This is a genomic window from Pseudomonas sp. SDO5215_S409 (assembly GCF_054071325.1).
Window position 1 is genome coordinate 39,421 of record NZ_JBSVWN010000005.1, and the last position, 16,025, is coordinate 55,445.

Genomic DNA, 16,025 nt, shown 5'->3' on the forward strand with positions numbered 1-16,025 from the left:
CGCGCATGCGTCATCGGACCCACGAACTGCTCGCGCCCGTGCCCGGCACGGCGCGGCAGATTCATAGCTTTCACTTTGGCCCCGAGCTTGCCGAGGGCAAGATTTATATCCAGTCGTCGCTGCATGCCGACGAATTGCCGGGCATGTTGGTGGCCTGGCATTTAAAAGCCCGCCTCAAGGAACTGGAGGCCGCCGGCCGCCTGCTGAGCGAAGTGGTGCTGGTGCCCATCGCCAACCCCACGGGGTTGGAGCAAGTGCTCATGGACGTACCCTTGGGGCGTTACGAGCTCGAAAGCGGGCAGAACTTCAATCGCCTGTTCGTCGACCTTGGCGACGAGGTGGGCAACCAGGTCCAAGACCTGCTGGGCGATGACCCCAGGCACAACGTGGAACTGATCCGCGATGCCCTGACCCTGGCCCTGGCCGCACAAACACCGGCGACTCAGTTGCAGTCCCAACGCCTGGTGTTGCAACGCCTGGCCAGCGATGCCGACATGGTGCTGGACCTGCACTGCGACTTCGAAGCCGTGGCGCACCTGTACACCACCCCCGAGGCGTGGCCGCAGGTGGAGCCGCTGGCGCGTTATCTGGGCTCGGAAGCGAGCCTGTTGGCCACCGACTCGGGCGGGCAGTCGTTCGACGAGTGCTTCACCCTGGTGTGGTGGCAGTTGCAGCAACGTTTCGGCGAGCGCTTTCCCATCCCCATGGGCAGCTTTTCGGTGACCGTCGAACTGCGCGGCCAAGGCGACGTCAACCATGGCCTGGCGGGCCTGGACTGCCAGGCGATCCTGGATTACCTGACGCACTTCGGCGCGATCGCCGGCGAACCCGCCGCGCTGCCGGCCCTGCCCTACCCCGCTACGCCGCTGGCGGCCGTGGAACCTGTGGCCACGCCGGTGGGCGGCCTGCTGGTGTTTAGCGTGCTGCCCGGCGAATACGTGGAGGCCGGGCAACTGATCGCCGACATCATCGACCCCATCAACGACCGCGTCACGCCGGTGCATTGTCGCAATGCCGGCCTGCTGTATGCCCGCTCGCTGCGCCGCATGGCCACCGCCGGCATGGTCATCGCCCATGTCGCAGGCCTTGAGGCCTACCGCAGCGGCTACCTACTTTCGCCTTGAGGATGCACGCTCCATGTACAAACTGACCGTTGAAGGCCTGCATAAAAGCTATGGCGACAATGAAGTGCTCAAAGGGGTTTCGCTCAAGGCCAAGACCGGTGACGTGATCAGCCTGATCGGCGCCAGTGGCTCGGGCAAAAGTACCTTTTTGCGTTGCATCAACTTTCTGGAACAGCCCAACGACGGCGCCATGACCCTGGACGGCCAGCAGATCCGCATGGTCAGCGACGCTCACGGCATGCGCGTGGCCGACGACGCCCAATTGCAGCGCCTGCGCACGCGCCTGGCGATGGTGTTCCAGCACTTCAACCTGTGGAGCCACATGAGTGTGCTGGAAAACATCACCATGGCCCCGCGCCGGGTGCTGGGCTGCAGCAAGAAGGACGCCGAGGACCGCGCCCGCCGCTACCTGGACAAAGTGGGCCTGCCCGCCCGCGTCGCCGAGCAATACCCGGCGTTTCTCTCCGGCGGCCAGCAACAGCGCGTGGCGATTGCCCGGGCGCTGGCGATGGAGCCTGAAGTGATGCTGTTCGACGAACCCACCTCGGCCCTCGACCCGGAGCTGGTGGGCGAAGTGCTCAAGGTGATCCAGGGCCTGGCCGAGGAAGGCCGCACCATGATCATGGTGACCCACGAAATGAGCTTTGCGCGCAAGGTGTCGAGCCAGGTGCTGTTTTTGCACAAAGGCCTGGTGGAAGAACAAGGCGCGCCGGAAGACGTGCTGGGCAACCCGAAAAGCGAGCGCCTGCAACAGTTCTTGAGCGGCAACCTGAAGTAAACCTTTGGCCGCTTGCGCAGGTCTGTGAAATAGACCTTCAGAGATCTGCGCATGGCCAAAACCCCCGACTACGCCAAACAGTGGTTCGCCGCCCAAGGCTGGACGCCGTTCGCCTTTCAAAAGCAGGTGTGGAAGGCGGTCAAGGCGGGCCAGTCGGGCTTGCTCCACGCCAGCACCGGCGCCGGCAAGACCTATGCCTTGTGGTTCGCCGCCCTCAACCGATTCGCCATCACCCGCCCGCCGTCGCCCGCTAAACGCAAACCGCCCGCCGAACCGTTGACGGTGCTGTGGATCACGCCCATGCGCGCCCTGGCCGCCGACACCGCCCGCGCCCTTGAAGCACCGCTTGAGGCATTGCAGATCCCCTGGAGCATCGGCCTGCGCACCGGCGACACCAGCAGCAGCGAACGCGCGCGCCAGGGCCGGCGCCTGCCCACCACGTTGATCACCACCCCGGAAAGCCTGACGCTGATGCTGGCCCGGGCCGACAGCGAAACCAGCCTGTCCCACGTGCGCATGGTGATCGTGGACGAGTGGCACGAACTGATCGGCAATAAACGCGGGGTGCAGTTGCAACTGGCCCTGGCGCGGCTGCGGCGCTGGCAGCCGGGGCTGATGGTGTGGGGCATTTCCGCGACCTTGGGTAACCAGGCTGACGCGCTGCAGGTTTTGATCCCACAGGGTGACGGGATCAATGTGCAAGGGCAGACGGTCAAGCAACTGATCGTGGACACGCTGGTGCCGCCGGTGATCGAACGGTTCCCGTGGGCCGGGCATATCGGCTTGAAAATGCTCGCCCAAGTGGTGGCAGAAATCGACGCCAGCCGCAGTTGCCTGGTGTTCACCAATACGCGGGCGCAGTCGGAGATCTGGTATCAGGCACTGCTACAGGCGCGCCCTGACTGGGCCGGGTTGATTGCGCTGCACCACGGCTCGCTGTCGCGGGACACCCGTGACTGGGTGGAGCGCGCCTTGAAAGACGGGCATCTGAAGGCCGTGGTGTGCACCTCCAGCCTGGATTTGGGCGTGGACTTTTTGCCCGTGGAGCGGGTGTTGCAGATTGGCTCGGCCAAGGGCGTTGCGCGCCTGATGCAGCGCGCCGGGCGCTCCGGGCATGCGCCGGGGCGCCCCTCGCGAGTCACGCTGGTGCCCACCCACAGCCTGGAACTGATCGAAGCCGCCGCTGCCCAGGACGCCATCGCTCAAAGGCGCATCGAGGCCCGGCAATCGCCGCACAAACCCTTGGATGTGCTGGTGCAACACCTGGTGAGCATGGCGCTGGGCGGCGGCTTTACCCCGCACGCGCTGCTGGCCGAGGTGCGCACCACCTGGGCGTATCGCGACCTCAGCGAGGCGGATTGGGCCTGGGCGCTGGGATTTGTGCGCCATGGCGGCTCCTCGTTGAGCGCCTACCCCGATTACCGCCGGGCAGAACCGGACGAACACGGCGTGTGGCGCGTGCCCGATGCGCGGCTTGCCCGGCGCCATCGCATGAGCGTGGGGACCATCGTGAGCGATGCCACGGTGCAGCTGAAGTTTTGGAGCAAGGGCGGCGGCGGCAAGACCCTGGGCAGTGTCGAGGAAGGCTTTATTGCGCGGCTGCGGCCCGGCGACGGTTTTTTGTTCGCCGGGCGCCTGCTGGAGCTGGTGCGGGTCGAGGACATGACCGCTTACGTGCGGCGCAGCACCGCCAAAAAAGCAGCGGTGCCACGCTGGAACGGCGGGCGCATGCCGCTCTCCAACGAACTGGCGCAGGCGGTGGTGGAACGTTTTGATGCGGCCGCGCAGGGCCACTATGAGGGCCCGGAAATGCGCGCCGTGCAGCCGCTGCTGGAAACCCAGTTGCGCTGGTCCGGCCTGCCAACGCGGGAGCATTTATTGGCCGAGACGCTCAAGTCCCGCGAAGGTTGGCACCTGTTTGTGTACCCCTTCGCCGGGCGCCAGGTGCACTTGGGGTTGGCGAGCCTGTTGGCCTGGCGGGTCAGCAGGCAACAGGCGGTGACGTTTTCGATCGCGGTCAACGACTACGGGCTGGAATTGCTGAGCGCCACGCCGGTGGACTGGCTCGCGTTGTTGGAGGGCCCGCTGTTGAGTTCCGACGGCTTGCTGGAGGACGTGGTGGCCAGCCTGAATGCCGGGGAGTTAGCCCTGCGCCGCTTTCGCGAAATCGCGCGGATCGCCGGGCTGGTGTTTGCCGGTTACCCCGGCGCACCGAAAAGCACGCGCCAGGTGCAGGCCTCCAGCGGCTTGTTTTTTGAAGTGTTCAAGCAATATGACCCGCAAAACCTGTTGCTGGCCCAGGCCGGTGAAGAAGTGTTGCGCGAAGAACTCGATATTCGACGGCTGGAGGACACCTTGCGTCATTTGTCGGCCTTGACCCTGGATGTACACGTGCTCAAGCGCCCCACGCCGCTGGCCTTTCCGCTGCTGGTGGAGCGGTTTCGCGAGAGCCTGAGTTCGGAGAAGCTGTCGGAGCGTATCGCTCGGATGGTCAAGGACTTGGAAAAAGTCGCTGATAACGGGAAAACCTGATGCCCGCTCATTACCCTCTGCAACTGGCAGGCGAAACCCTGTGGCTGCTGGCCGACAAGGCGGTGTATTGGCCTGCCCGGCGCTGCCTGCTGATTGCCGACGTGCATTTTGGCAAGGCCTCGGCGTACCGCGCGCTGGGCCAGCCCGTGCCGCAAGGCACCACGAGCGATAACCTGGAGCGCCTGGACCGGCTGCTCGCGGGCTATGCCTGTGAGCAGATCGTTTTCCTGGGGGACTTCCTCCACGGCCCCGGCTCGCACGCCAGCGGCACGCTGGGCGCCCTACGCGCGTGGCGCGCGCAGCATGCGCACCTGCGCCTGACGTTGATCCGCGGCAATCACGACAAACGCGCGGGCGACCCACCGGACGATCTGCACATCGAGGTGGTGACCGAGCCGCTGCTGATGGGGCCATTCGCCCTGCAACATGAGCCCGACGCACACCCAAGCCATCACGTGCTGGCAGGGCATGTGCATCCGGTGTACCGCCTGCGCGGCAAGGGGCGCCAGAGCCTGCGACTGCCGTGTTTCCTGATAGGTGAGCAGGTGAGCCTGCTACCGGCGTTTGGCGCGTTTACTGGAGGGTACGGGGTGACGGCAGGTGACGGGCATCAGGTCGTGGTGGTGGGTGACCAGACGATCTGGCCCCTGTAGGCGCCGGTTATCCGACGCCCACAGGGCCATCAGGCCACAGGCGCGGGCGGCGGCTCGTCCGGCAGGGTCGGCTCACCGGGCTCGGTCGGTTGGGGGTAGTCGGGTTCGGGCTGGCCGGGAATGCCGCCAGCGGCGGGGTCAGCCATCAAGGACCAGGCGAGCACGCCAATCTGGTTGGGTTCAAGCCGGGCAAGTTCGGCGCTGATTCGCGGATCAAGCTTCATAAGGACACTCCTCAAGCGTGGCCCGGCGCGTTTGGCGCGTGCCGGGCGGTACACTTGAGTAGAGTCCGATATCGCCGACAAATTCCTTCGGCGTGTAGGAGGTTTCTATCAGGTGCGTGGGAGAGTCACGCCGCGCTGGCCCTGATACTTGCCGCCACGGTCCTTATAGGACACTTCGCACGCTTCGTCGGACTGCAGGAACAACATCTGCGCCACGCCTTCATTGGCGTAGATTTTGGCCGGCAGCGTGGTGGTGTTGGAGAACTCCAGGGTCACGTGGCCCTCCCACTCGGGTTCCAGCGGGGTCACGTTGACGATGATGCCGCAGCGCGCGTAGGTGCTCTTGCCCAGGCAGATGGTCAGTACGTCACGGGGGATGCGGAAGAATTCGACGGTGCGCGCCAAGGCGAAGGAGTTCGGCGGGATGATGCAGACGTCGCTCTTGACGTCGACAAAGCTCTTTTCATCGAAGTTCTTGGGGTCGACGGTGGCCGAATTGATGTTGGTGAACACCTTGAATTCGTCGGCGCAACGTACGTCGTACCCGTAGCTGGAAACCCCGAACGAGATCAGGCGCTCGGCACCTTCGCCGCGCATCTGGCGCTCTACGAAGGGCTCGATCATGCCGTGCTCTTGCGCCATGCGGCGAATCCACTTGTCCGATTTGATGCTCATGGCGGCTTTTCCTGAATAACGAGGTGAAAAAATTCTGTGGGGCATCTTACCGGGGCTGGCCCCGGGGTTCAAAGGGCCGGTCATTTTTCTTGGGCCCGTGTAGCCCGTGCGGCACGGGCCAGGTGGCCGGTCAGGCCGGTCGATACGCTCCCGGAGCGCCGCCAGTCACGAAAAAGGCAAAACCTTGGGAAATACCATTGGCACGTTCCGGAAAAAGGGTTAAGGTGGCGCCACTGTGCTGCTTGTGTCACTGAGAATCTCTACACGATATGTTGAATTTCGATCCAACCATCTCCAAGAATTTTTCCTGCTCTTTGCACTCAGTCTCGGCCAGGGCTTTTCCTGAGTCGCAGTTAACTTTGTCCAAGGAGATACACCATGTCTAATCGCCAAACTGGTACCGTTAAGTGGTTCAACGATGAAAAAGGCTTCGGCTTCATCACTCCACAATCCGGTGACGACCTGTTCGTTCACTTCAAAGCTATCCAATCCGACGGCTTCAAAAGCCTGAAAGAAGGCCAACAGGTTTCTTTCATCGCTACCCGCGGTCAGAAAGGCATGCAAGCTGAAGAAGTTCAAGTTATCTAACTTGTACTGAATCAGTCAAAAGCCCCGCCCTTAAAAGCGGGGCTTTTTTGTGGCCGCGATTTGAGGTTTCCCGGGCACAAAAAAATGTGGGAGCCGTTTTGTGTAGAGGCTGGCCCTACAAAAACGGCTCCCACATTGGGCTCAGCCGCATTACTGGAAGAGTGATTCGCTCGACAGGCCGTTCTTCTCCAGGATCTCGCGCAGACGCTTGAGCCCCTCCACCTGGATCTGGCGCACCCGCTCGCGGGTCAGGCCAATCTCCAGGCCAACGTCTTCCAGCGTGCTGCTCTCGTGGCCGCGCAACCCGAAGCGGCGTATCACCACCTCGCGCTGTTTGTCCGTCAGCTCCGAAAGCCACTGGTCGATGCTTTGCGACAGATCGTCGTCCTGCAACAGCTCACAAGGGTCTGTGGGACGATCGTCAGTCAGGGTGTCCAGCAGGGTTTTATCCGAGTCTGGGCCCAGGGAGACGTCGACCGAGGACACCCGCTCATTGAGGCCCAGCATGCGCTTTACCTCGCCTACCGGTTTTTCCAGCAGGTTGGCGATCTCTTCAGGCGACGGTTCGTGATCGAGTTTCTGCGTCAGCTCACGCGCTGCCCGCAGGTACACGTTGAGTTCCTTGACCACGTGGATAGGCAAACGGATCGTGCGGGTCTGATTCATGATCGCCCGTTCGATGGTCTGGCGAATCCACCAGGTGGCATAGGTCGAAAAGCGGAAGCCCCGCTCAGGGTCGAACTTTTCCACCGCCCGGATCAGGCCCAGGTTGCCTTCCTCGATCAGGTCCAACAGGGACAGGCCACGATTGACATAGCGCCGGGCGATTTTCACCACCAGCCGCAGGTTGCTTTCAATCATGCGCTTGCGCCCGGCCGGGTCGCCCTTTTGCGACAAGCGCGCAAAATGGACTTCCTCTTCAGGGGTCAGCAGGGGGGAAAAACCGATTTCATTGAGGTACAGCTGGGTCGCATCGAGCGCCCGCGTGTAATCAATATATTTGTGTTGCTTTAACGCGGTGGAGTTCTTGGATTTGGTGCGAACTGAAGGTACAGCAGGTCCCTCATTCGACATCGATTCCGTCTCGACAAGCGTCTCCATCAGGAGAACCTCGTCGTCGATGTCAAACTCCGGCGCTTCTTTACTGAGAGCCATTGTTATAGTCCTTTGGTGAGTTCGACCTCAAGCTCAAGCGACGCCTTTATCCTTGGCAGCGCTGGAGCCTGTTCCTTCTACGGGATGGAACAGGCTGGTAACACGTCAACGTTTTGGCAGGAATTGCAGCGGATCAACAGGCTTACCCTGACGGCGAATCTCGAAGTGCAGTTTCACCCGGTCTGTACCAGTTGACCCCATTTCGGCAATTGTCTGTCCGACTTTGACCTGCTGCCCCTCCCGAACCAGCAGCCTGCGGTTATGACCGTAGGCGCTCACGTAGGTATCGCTGTGTTTGATGATGACCAGCTCGCCGTAGCCCCTTAAACCACTCCCGGCGTAAACCACTGTCCCATCAGACGCAGCTAAAACAGGCTGTCCCAAATCTCCGGCGATATCAATGCCTTTATTCAAACTACCGTTTGAAGAGAATTTTCCAATCAGAATACCGTTCGACGGCCATCCCCAGCCGGTGGGTGCAGGCCCGGCAGGCGGCAGTGGCGCAGGCGCAGGTTTGCTCGCAACCACCGGCGTGACGGTGCCTGCAGGCCGGGTGATGATTGTGGTTTTGCTCGACGACGAGGGCGAGGATGCCGTGTTTGTAACTACAGTTGTCGGCGTTGAACCGGTGCGCCCGTCGAAGCGAATCGTCTGGCCCGGATGTATCGTGTACGGCACAGGGATGTTGTTACGGGCGGCCAGCGCCTTGTAATCCCAGCCATACCGGAAGGCGATCGAAAACATCGTATCGCCCTTGCGCACGACGTATTGCCCAGTTGTAACAGTGGGTTTCTGCGGCACGGCATTATTGCGGTCAACCACCCGCGCACCGGAGGGCGTGCTTGAACACGCAGCCAACAGGGAACTCAAGACAAGGCCAAGCACCAGTCGCTGAAAACTTGTGTGACTCATACGCTGCGCAAAACCTGTGAGACTCACCCGCCGCTCCCTTTGTGGTGGCTGACTATAAACGCCTGTATCAGGCTTGAAATATGACGCAAGTATAACGGGCCGCTGGCTTTTTACTGGAGACACGATTTTAAACAAAAAATCCTCGCGTTTATTCCAGCCAGCGCACTTGTTGACTACCCGAACCCCGCTGTAAGACACACACCCGACAAGAGAATTCACTGCGCACTGACAATTGATCAGGCCAATGGACCATTGAGCAGTGGCACAAAGCGCACAGCCCCCAATACATGGCGCGAAAACCCGTCCTCTTCGCGAATGATCAACATTAATTGTTGCACTTCTCCTGACCCCACCGGGATCACCAGGCGCCCGCCAGGCGCCAACTGGTCCAGCAAAGCCTGAGGGACATCGGTCGCCACCGCCGTCACGATAATGCCGTTGTAGGGCGCCAATGCCGGCCACCCCTCCCAGCCATCACCCCAGCGAAACACCACATTGCGCAGGTTCAATTCCACCAGGCGCTCTTTGGCCCGGTCTTGCAGCACCTTGATCCGCTCCACCGAAAACACTCGCTCCACCAGCTGCGACAGTACGGCCGTCTGGTAGCCGGAGCCGGTGCCGATCTCCAGCACCTTGTCCAGGGGGCCCGCCGCCAGCAGCAACTCGCTCATCCGCGCCACCATATAAGGCTGGGAGATGGTCTGGTTGTGGCCGATAGGCAGTGCCGTGTCTTCGTAGGCGCGGTGCGCCAGGGCTTCGTCGACAAACAGATGACGAGGGGTACGCCGGATGACTTCCAACACCTGAGGGTTGGACAGCCCTTCTTCATAGAGGCGCTGGATCAGGCGTTCACGGGTACGCTGGGAAGTCATCCCGATACCCCGGCGCAGCAGGTCGTCTTGTTCACGAGCCATCAGCGCAGGCCCTCCAGCCAGCCATCGAGGCTACTGAAGGCATCACTGAAGGTACGATCGAGCTGCAACGGCGTCACCGAGATGTAGCCTTGCATCACCGCATGAAAATCCGTACCCGGCCCGCCGTCCTCGGCATCGCCAGCGGCGGCGATCCAGTAGCCTTCCTTGCCGCGCGGGTCGACCACTTTCAACGGCGCCGCCGCACGGGCGCGGTGGCCCAGGCGCGTCAGCTGGAAACCGCGGATGTGTTCAAAGGGCAAATTGGGAAAGTTGACGTTCAGCACCGTGCGCGGCGGCAGGTTCAGCGATGCGTGAGCCTCGACCAGCTTGCGCGCGAAATACGCCGCCACCGGCAAGTTGTCCAGTTGGCGCGACGCCAGCGAAAACGCAAACGCCGTCCGCCCCAGGAAACGGCCCTCCAGCGCCGCGCCCACCGTGCCCGAATACAGCACGTCGTCGCCCAGGTTGGCGCCCAGGTTGATCCCGGACACCACCAGGTCCGGCTCGCGGTCCAGCAGGCTGTTGATCGCCAAGTGGACGCAATCGGTCGGCGTGCCGTTCACGCTGATAAAGCCATTGGCCAGCGTGTGCGGATGCAACGGACGGTCGAGCGTCAGCGAGCTGCTGGTGCCGCTTTTGTCCTGGTCGGGCGCCACCACCACGCACTCGGCGTAGTCGGCCAGCGCAGCATGAAGCGCGGCAAGGCCGGGGGCGGTGACCCCGTCGTCGTTTGATATCAGAATACGCATGGGCTGTCCGTCTGCCCCACCGGCACCAGATCGACAAGCTCGCGCACCAAGACAGTGGCGAAGCATCCGGCCGGCAGGACGAATTCCAATTGCAGAATGTCAGGCTCGGGATAATGCCACGACAGCCCGCCAATGGGCAGTCGCAGAATGCGACGTTCCTGGCTCATGCCCGCATTGACCAGCCAATCACGCAGGTCCGCTTCACCGGCGGCCACGGCCTGCTCGAGCGCGAAGGTTGCCCCCGACGCGGGCGAATCACCTTCGCCCCACTGCGGCCCGGTAGGGTGCAAATCAAGGAGGGCCAGGCGCGGGTCGCTGCACTCGGCCTCCCCCGCCGGGAAAAAACTGCGGCTGTCGGTAAACGCCAGCAAGTCGCCGACCTGGGCTTTTTGCCAGGAACCATCGGCCACCCGCGCCGCCAGCACCTTATTGAATAAAAAGCTGCGCGCGGTCGAGAGCAGGCGCGAACGCACATTACGCTGTTCCGGCAACGCCTTGCGGGCTGCCCAGCCACGTGCATCCACGACGTTGCCGCCTTGGTGACCGAAACGCTGGGCGCCGAAATAATTGGGGATACCGTGTTCGGCGATCCGCTGCAGGCGGGCGTCAATGGCGGCGGTGTCGCCTGCCAGTTGCGTCAGGCGCAAGGTAAAGCCGTTGGCCGCATGCGCCCCGCGCTGCAATTTGCGTTTATGACGCGCTGTTTTCAGGATTTTCAGGGTGTCGTTTTCCGCCGCGGACATATCCGGATCAGCCTTGCCCGGCAGTTGCACGCTGAACCACTGACGGGTCAGCGCCTGGCGGTCCTTGAGCCCGGCATAGCTGACGGTGCGCAACGGCACCCCCGCCGCCTTGGCGATGCGCCGCGCCGCTTCTTCGGTATTGAGGCCGCGTTTTTCCACCCACAGCCACAGGTGCTCACCCTCGCCGGTCAGCGGGATGTCGAGCACTTCGTCCACCTGGAAGTCTTCGGCCGTGGCCTTCAGCACCGCGTTGCCCAGGGCCTCGCCATAGGCCCTTGGGCCCAGCAGTTGCAGTTCGTTCATGCGCGCAGTAACAACGCAACGGCATGCACCGCGATGCCTTCTTCGCGGCCGGTAAAGCCGAGTTTTTCGGTGGTGGTGGCTTTCACGTTGACTTGATCCAGTTCAATTTGCAGGTCGGCGGCGATCAGCGCACGCATCGCTTCGATATGCGGCGCCATTTTCGGCGCCTGGGCGACGATGGTGTTGTCCACATTGCCGACCTTCCAGCCCTTGGCGTGGATCAGGCCGACCACATGACGCAACAGCACGCGGCTGTCGGCGCCCTTGAAGGTGGGATCGGTGTCCGGAAAGTGCTTGCCGATGTCCCCCAGCGCCGCCGCGCCGAGCAAGGCATCGCTCAAGGCATGCAGCAGCACGTCGCCGTCGGAATGCGCCAGCAACCCGTGGTGGTGCGCGATCCGCACGCCGCCCAAGGTGATGAAGTCGCCTGTGGCGAAACGGTGCACATCGTAGCCGTGGCCAATACGCATAAAAAAACGCCCCGATTTTATTCAGGGCGTGATTCTACCTACTTTTGCCTCACATTAACCGAGCAAAGCACGTGCGTGATGCCGCAAGTGGTCGTCGATAAAGCTGGCGATGAAAAAGTAGCTGTGGTCATAGCCCGGTTGCAGGCGCAGCTCCAGCGGATGCTGGGCCGCTTTTGCCGCCTGCTGCAGGGTCTCCGGCTTGAGCTGCACGGCGAGGAAGTCGTCGCGGTCGCCCTGGTCCACCAACAGCGGCAGTTTTTCCGAGGCTTCGCTGATCAGCACACAGGCATCCCATTCGCGCCATTTGGAGCGCTCTTCGCCCAGGTAACGGGAGAACGCCTTTTGGCCCCACGGGCAATCCATCGGATTGTTGATGGGCGAAAACGCCGACACCGACTGGTAACGCCCGGGGTTGCGCAACGCACACACCAACGCGCCATGGCCGCCCATGGAGTGGCCGCTGATCCCGCGCTTTTGCGAAGCAGGAAAATGCGCTTCAACCAACGCCGGCAATTCCTGCACCACGTAGTCATGCATCCGATAATGCTTGGCCCAGGGTTCCTGCGTAGCATTGAGGTAAAAGCCTGCGCCCAGGCCAAAGTCCCAGGCGTTATCCGGATCACCCGGCACGCCCGGCCCACGGGGGCTGGTGTCTGGCGCCACGATGATCAACCCCAGCTCGGCCGCCATGCGCTGGGCGCCCGCCTTTTGCATGAAGTTCTCGTCGGTGCACGTCAGCCCCGACAACCAGTACAACACCGGCAGCGTGCCGCCCTGCTCCGCTTGCGGCGGCAGGTAGACGGCAAAGGTCATGTCGCAGCCCAGCACCGCCGAATGATGCTTGTAGCGCTTGTGCCAGCCACCGAAACTTTTCTGGCAGGACAGGTTTTCCAACGGCATGGGGAGGCTCCCAGCAGCACGCTTCACGCGTGCCGCCACTTCTCAAAAATGGATGACAGTGCGAATGCTTTTGCCTTCATGCATCAGGTCAAACGCCTTGTTGATATCTTCCAAGCCCATGGTGTGGGTGATGAAGGTATCCAGCGGGATTTCGCCTTTCTGGGCCATGTCCACGTAGCTTGGCAATTCGGTGCGACCGCGCACGCCGCCAAACGCCGAGCCACGCCAGACCCGGCCAGTGACCAGTTGGAATGGACGGGTGGCGATTTCCTGACCGGCACCGGCAACACCAATGATGATCGACTCGCCCCATCCCTTGTGGCAGCACTCCAGGGCCGCGCGCATCAGTTGAACATTGCCGATGCACTCGAAGGAAAAGTCCACGCCGCCGTCGGTCAAATCCACAATCACTTCCTGGATCGGGCGATCGTAGTCTTTCGGGTTGATGCAATCGGTGGCGCCCAGCTGCCTGGCGATTTCAAACTTGGCCGGGTTGATGTCGATAGCAATGATGCGGGCAGCCTTGGCCTTCACGGCACCGATCACCGCCGACAGGCCAATGCCCCCCAGGCCGAAAATGGCCACGGTCGCGCCCGGCTGCACCTTGGCGGTGTTGATCACCGCACCGATGCCAGTGGTGACGCCACACCCCAACAGGCAGACCTTTTCCAACGGGGCGTCTTTAGGAATCTTGGCTACGGAAATTTCCGGCAACACGGTGTATTCGGAAAAGGTAGAAGTCCCCATGTAGTGGAAAATCGGCTGCCCCTTGTAGGAAAACCGCGTAGTGCCATCCGGCATCAAACCCTTGCCCTGGGTCGAGCGAATCGCCTGGCAGAGGTTGGTCTTGCCCGACAGGCAGAACTTGCACTGGCCGCATTCGGGCGTGTACAGCGGGATCACGTGATCGCCCACGGCCACCGACGTCACGCCCTCGCCAATCGCTTCAACCACCGCACCGCCTTCATGGCCGAGGATCGACGGGAAAATGCCTTCCGGATCTGCGCCCGAGAGGGTGTAGGCGTCGGTGTGGCACACGCCGGATGCAACCACCCGCAACAACACCTCGCCTGCCTTGGGCATGGCCACGTCCACTTCAACGATCTCGAGGGGTTTCTTGGCTTCGAAGGCTACGGCCGCGCGGGACTTGATCATCCGGTATCTCCAGGGGTTAACGACGTGAGGACGGCAGTGTAAAACAGCGCAAACTGATGAATAATCCGGCCCAAAGCAAAACTTTATTGCTGTACAGGGATAATCCTCATGCTAGAGAACCGCTGGGAAGGAATCGATGAGTTCGTGGCCGTGGCGGAATGCAGCCAATTCACCGCGGCCGCCGAGCGCCTGGGCGTATCGTCGTCCCATATCAGCCGGCAGGTGGCGCGCCTGGAAGAACGCTTGCAAACCCGACTGTTGTACCGCAGCACCCGCCGCGTGGCGCTGACCGAGGCGGGCCAGACGTTTTTGCAACATTGCCAGCGATTGCAGGACGGCCGCGAAGAAGCCTTGCGGGCCGTAGGCGACCTGACCAGCGAACCCAAGGGCATGTTGCGCATGACCTGCGCGGTGGCGTACGGCGAGCGGTTTATCGTGCCGCTGGTGACGCGCTTCATGGGGCTGTACCCCCAACTGCGCGTGGACATCGAACTGACCAACCGCCAACTGGACCTGGTGCACGAAGGCCTGGACCTGGCGATTCGGCTGGGTCGTTTGTCCGACTCGCGGATGGTGGCCAGCCGCCTGGCGCCGCGGCGCATGTATCTGTGTGCGTCGCCGTCCTACCTGGAACGGTACGGACGGCCACACAGCCTGTCGGAGTTGAGTCGGCATAATTGCCTGATCGGCAGTTCGGATATCTGGCAGCTTGCCCAGGATGGGCGGGAATTTTCGCAACGGGTGCAGGGAAACTGGCGCTGTAACAGTGGGCAAGCGGTGCTGGACGCGACGCTGCAAGGCGTGGGGCTTTGCCAGTTGCCGGATTATTACGTGCTGGAACACTTGCACACGGGCGCGCTGGTGTCGTTGCTGGAAGCCCATCAGCCCCCGAATACGGCGGTGTGGGCGCTGTACCCGCAGCAGCGGCATTTGTCGCCAAAGGTGAGAAAGTTGGTGGAGTTTTTGAAAGAGGGGCTGGCCGGACGGCCCGAGTACAGCGGCTGAACCCGGCGGCTTAACGCCGATTGGCCCAGCGCGACCTGAGCCATTCAAGGTCTTCCGGGCGGGTCACTTTGATATTGTCCGATCGCCCTTCGATCAGGCGCGGCGCCTGCCCCGCCCACTCCATCGCCGAGGCTTCGTCGGTGATCACCACGTCCGCCACCAGGCTGTCGGCCAAGGCCCGGTGCAACGCGCCCAGGCGAAACATCTGTGGTGTGTAGGCCTGCCAGATCAGGCTGCGATCCACGGTTTCCACCACGCGCCCCTGTTTGTCGATGCGCTTGAGCGTATCGCGAGCCGGTACGGCCAGCAGGCCGCCGACCGGGTCGTGCGCCAGCTCGGCCAGTAGGGTATCGAGGTCATCACGGCTCAGGTTGGGCCGCGCCGCATCGTGCACCAGCACCCAGTCGTCATCGCTGGCGCCCAATGCATGCAGGTGCAGCAACGCGTTGAGTACCGAACCGGAACGCTCAGAGCCGCCATCGGCACGCTGGATACGCGGATCGTTCGCGCAGGCGAGGGTCGGCCAATAGGGGTCATCTGCGGCAAGACAGACCACCAGCCCCTTAAGGTCTGGATGATCGAGAAAACAGCCCAGGCTGTGTTCGAGAATAGTGCGCCCGCCCAGTTGCAGGTACTGCTTGGGACGGTCTGCGGCCATACGGGCACCCACGCCCGCGGCAGGAATCACGGCCCAGAAGGCCGGTAAACAGGTGTTCATTGGGCCAACTGGTAGAGGGTTTCGCCGTCTTTGACCATGCCCAACTCATGGCGGGCGCGCTCTTCGACGGTTTCAGTGCCCTTTTTCAGCTCAAGCACTTCCGCGTCAAGCACACGGTTACGCTCCAGCAGGCGCTCGTTTTCGGCGTGCTGGTCAGCAATTTGCTGGGTCAGGTCTTTTACCTGTGCGAGGCTGCCATTACCGACCCATAGGCGGTACTGCAGGCCGGCCAGCAACAGAAGCAAGACGAGAAACAACCAATTGGGACTGCGCATCGAATATCAGGTATCCAGTAAAAAAACCGCCAGGCAACACTTTTGAAGCAACTGATAGCACGAAGCCTGGAAAAACCAGGCTTGTGCATATCAGTCATCAGATTAGCGTCAGAATTCAAACCGTAGTGATCTTTGCGACACAATCTGCTGAC

18 protein-coding genes are annotated in these 16,025 nt (G+C 62.1%); 6 read left to right on the plus strand and 12 right to left on the minus strand.

What is annotated here, in order from left to right; translation table 11 throughout:
- The first annotated feature begins 5 nt into the window (after positions 1 to 5).
- The 4 genes from ACW9H9_RS04020 to pdeM are packed head-to-tail and all read left to right on the plus strand — an operon-like array spanning position 6 to position 5,087.
- On the plus strand, positions 6 to 1,124 hold the full coding sequence (locus tag ACW9H9_RS04020; protein WP_457341843.1) for a succinylglutamate desuccinylase/aspartoacylase family protein: 1,119 nt from the start codon (positions 6 to 8) through the stop codon (positions 1,122 to 1,124).
- Between the two features lie 13 nt (positions 1,125 to 1,137).
- Positions 1,138 to 1,902, plus strand: coding sequence for an ABC transporter ATP-binding protein (locus ACW9H9_RS04025; RefSeq protein ID WP_457341842.1), 765 nt, complete (start codon positions 1,138 to 1,140; stop codon positions 1,900 to 1,902).
- A gap of 51 nt (positions 1,903 to 1,953) precedes the next feature.
- Positions 1,954 to 4,434 carry a ligase-associated DNA damage response DEXH box helicase gene (locus ACW9H9_RS04030; protein WP_457341841.1) on the plus strand — a complete coding sequence of 827 codons (2,481 nt, stop codon included), beginning with the start codon at positions 1,954 to 1,956 and terminating at the stop codon, positions 4,432 to 4,434.
- A complete protein-coding gene (pdeM, locus tag ACW9H9_RS04035) occupies positions 4,434 to 5,087 on the plus strand; it encodes a ligase-associated DNA damage response endonuclease PdeM (RefSeq protein WP_457341840.1) in 654 nt (217 codons plus the stop codon). Before ACW9H9_RS04030 ends, pdeM begins: the two co-directional genes overlap by 1 nt.
- 29 nt (positions 5,088 to 5,116) lie before the next feature.
- Here the strand turns inward: pdeM and ACW9H9_RS04040 are convergent, their stop codons facing one another.
- Both ACW9H9_RS04040 and dcd read right to left on the minus strand, forming a co-directional pair.
- On the minus strand, positions 5,117 to 5,311 hold the full coding sequence (locus ACW9H9_RS04040; RefSeq protein ID WP_457341839.1) for a hypothetical protein: 195 nt from the start codon (positions 5,309 to 5,311) through the stop codon (positions 5,117 to 5,119).
- A 108-nt stretch (positions 5,312 to 5,419) separates the two neighbouring features.
- Positions 5,420 to 5,986, minus strand: coding sequence for a dCTP deaminase (dcd, locus tag ACW9H9_RS04045; protein ID WP_457341838.1), 567 nt, complete (start codon positions 5,984 to 5,986; stop codon positions 5,420 to 5,422).
- Positions 5,987 to 6,364: 378 nt separating this feature from the next.
- On the opposite strand from dcd, the gene ACW9H9_RS04050 reads away from it, so the two are divergent.
- On the plus strand, positions 6,365 to 6,574 hold the full coding sequence (locus ACW9H9_RS04050; RefSeq protein WP_002554837.1) for a cold-shock protein: 210 nt from the start codon (positions 6,365 to 6,367) through the stop codon (positions 6,572 to 6,574).
- 150 nt (positions 6,575 to 6,724) lie between these two features.
- Here ACW9H9_RS04050 and rpoS read toward each other — a convergent pair whose 3' ends face one another.
- From rpoS to ACW9H9_RS04090, 8 genes are all read right to left on the minus strand, one after another.
- Positions 6,725 to 7,729: an RNA polymerase sigma factor RpoS gene (gene rpoS, locus ACW9H9_RS04055; RefSeq protein WP_457341837.1), complete on the minus strand. Its 1,005-nt coding sequence runs from the start codon at positions 7,727 to 7,729 to the stop codon at positions 6,725 to 6,727.
- Between the two features lie 105 nt (positions 7,730 to 7,834).
- Positions 7,835 to 8,668, minus strand: a complete 834-nt coding sequence (locus tag ACW9H9_RS04060) for a peptidoglycan DD-metalloendopeptidase family protein (RefSeq protein WP_457341836.1) — start codon at positions 8,666 to 8,668, stop codon at positions 7,835 to 7,837.
- Positions 8,669 to 8,877: 209 nt separating this feature from the next.
- The gene (locus tag ACW9H9_RS04065; RefSeq protein WP_457341881.1) at positions 8,878 to 9,513 is read right to left on the minus strand and encodes a protein-L-isoaspartate(D-aspartate) O-methyltransferase; all 636 of its coding nucleotides are present in this window, start codon (positions 9,511 to 9,513) and stop codon (positions 8,878 to 8,880) included.
- Positions 9,514 to 9,554: 41 nt separating this feature from the next.
- The gene (surE, locus tag ACW9H9_RS04070) at positions 9,555 to 10,304 is read right to left on the minus strand and encodes a 5'/3'-nucleotidase SurE (protein WP_457341835.1); all 750 of its coding nucleotides are present in this window, start codon (positions 10,302 to 10,304) and stop codon (positions 9,555 to 9,557) included.
- Positions 10,292 to 11,350: a tRNA pseudouridine(13) synthase TruD gene (truD, locus tag ACW9H9_RS04075; RefSeq protein WP_457341834.1), complete on the minus strand. Its 1,059-nt coding sequence runs from the start codon at positions 11,348 to 11,350 to the stop codon at positions 10,292 to 10,294. The genes surE and truD overlap by 13 nt, the downstream gene beginning before the upstream one ends.
- Positions 11,347 to 11,820, minus strand: a complete 474-nt coding sequence (ispF, locus tag ACW9H9_RS04080; protein WP_457341833.1) for a 2-C-methyl-D-erythritol 2,4-cyclodiphosphate synthase — start codon at positions 11,818 to 11,820, stop codon at positions 11,347 to 11,349. Before ispF ends, truD begins: the two co-directional genes overlap by 4 nt.
- A gap of 54 nt (positions 11,821 to 11,874) precedes the next feature.
- Entirely contained in the window at positions 11,875 to 12,720 is an 846-nt protein-coding gene (gene fghA, locus ACW9H9_RS04085) for an S-formylglutathione hydrolase (RefSeq protein ID WP_457341832.1), read from the minus strand.
- 42 nt (positions 12,721 to 12,762) lie between these two features.
- Positions 12,763 to 13,875, minus strand: a complete 1,113-nt coding sequence (locus ACW9H9_RS04090; protein ID WP_457341831.1) for an S-(hydroxymethyl)glutathione dehydrogenase/class III alcohol dehydrogenase — start codon at positions 13,873 to 13,875, stop codon at positions 12,763 to 12,765.
- A 108-nt stretch (positions 13,876 to 13,983) separates the two neighbouring features.
- Here ACW9H9_RS04090 and ACW9H9_RS04095 point away from each other — a divergent pair, with 108 nt between their 5' ends.
- On the plus strand, positions 13,984 to 14,880 hold the full coding sequence (locus tag ACW9H9_RS04095) for a LysR substrate-binding domain-containing protein (protein ID WP_457341830.1): 897 nt from the start codon (positions 13,984 to 13,986) through the stop codon (positions 14,878 to 14,880).
- Between the two features lie 10 nt (positions 14,881 to 14,890).
- Here ACW9H9_RS04095 and ispD read toward each other — a convergent pair whose 3' ends face one another.
- Both ispD and ftsB read right to left on the minus strand, forming a co-directional pair.
- Positions 14,891 to 15,598 carry a 2-C-methyl-D-erythritol 4-phosphate cytidylyltransferase gene (ispD, locus tag ACW9H9_RS04100; RefSeq protein WP_457341829.1) on the minus strand — a complete coding sequence of 236 codons (708 nt, stop codon included), beginning with the start codon at positions 15,596 to 15,598 and terminating at the stop codon, positions 14,891 to 14,893.
- Positions 15,595 to 15,873 carry a cell division protein FtsB gene (ftsB, locus tag ACW9H9_RS04105; protein WP_457341828.1) on the minus strand — a complete coding sequence of 93 codons (279 nt, stop codon included), beginning with the start codon at positions 15,871 to 15,873 and terminating at the stop codon, positions 15,595 to 15,597. Before ftsB ends, ispD begins: the two co-directional genes overlap by 4 nt.
- Positions 15,874 to 16,025 lie beyond the last annotated feature (152 nt).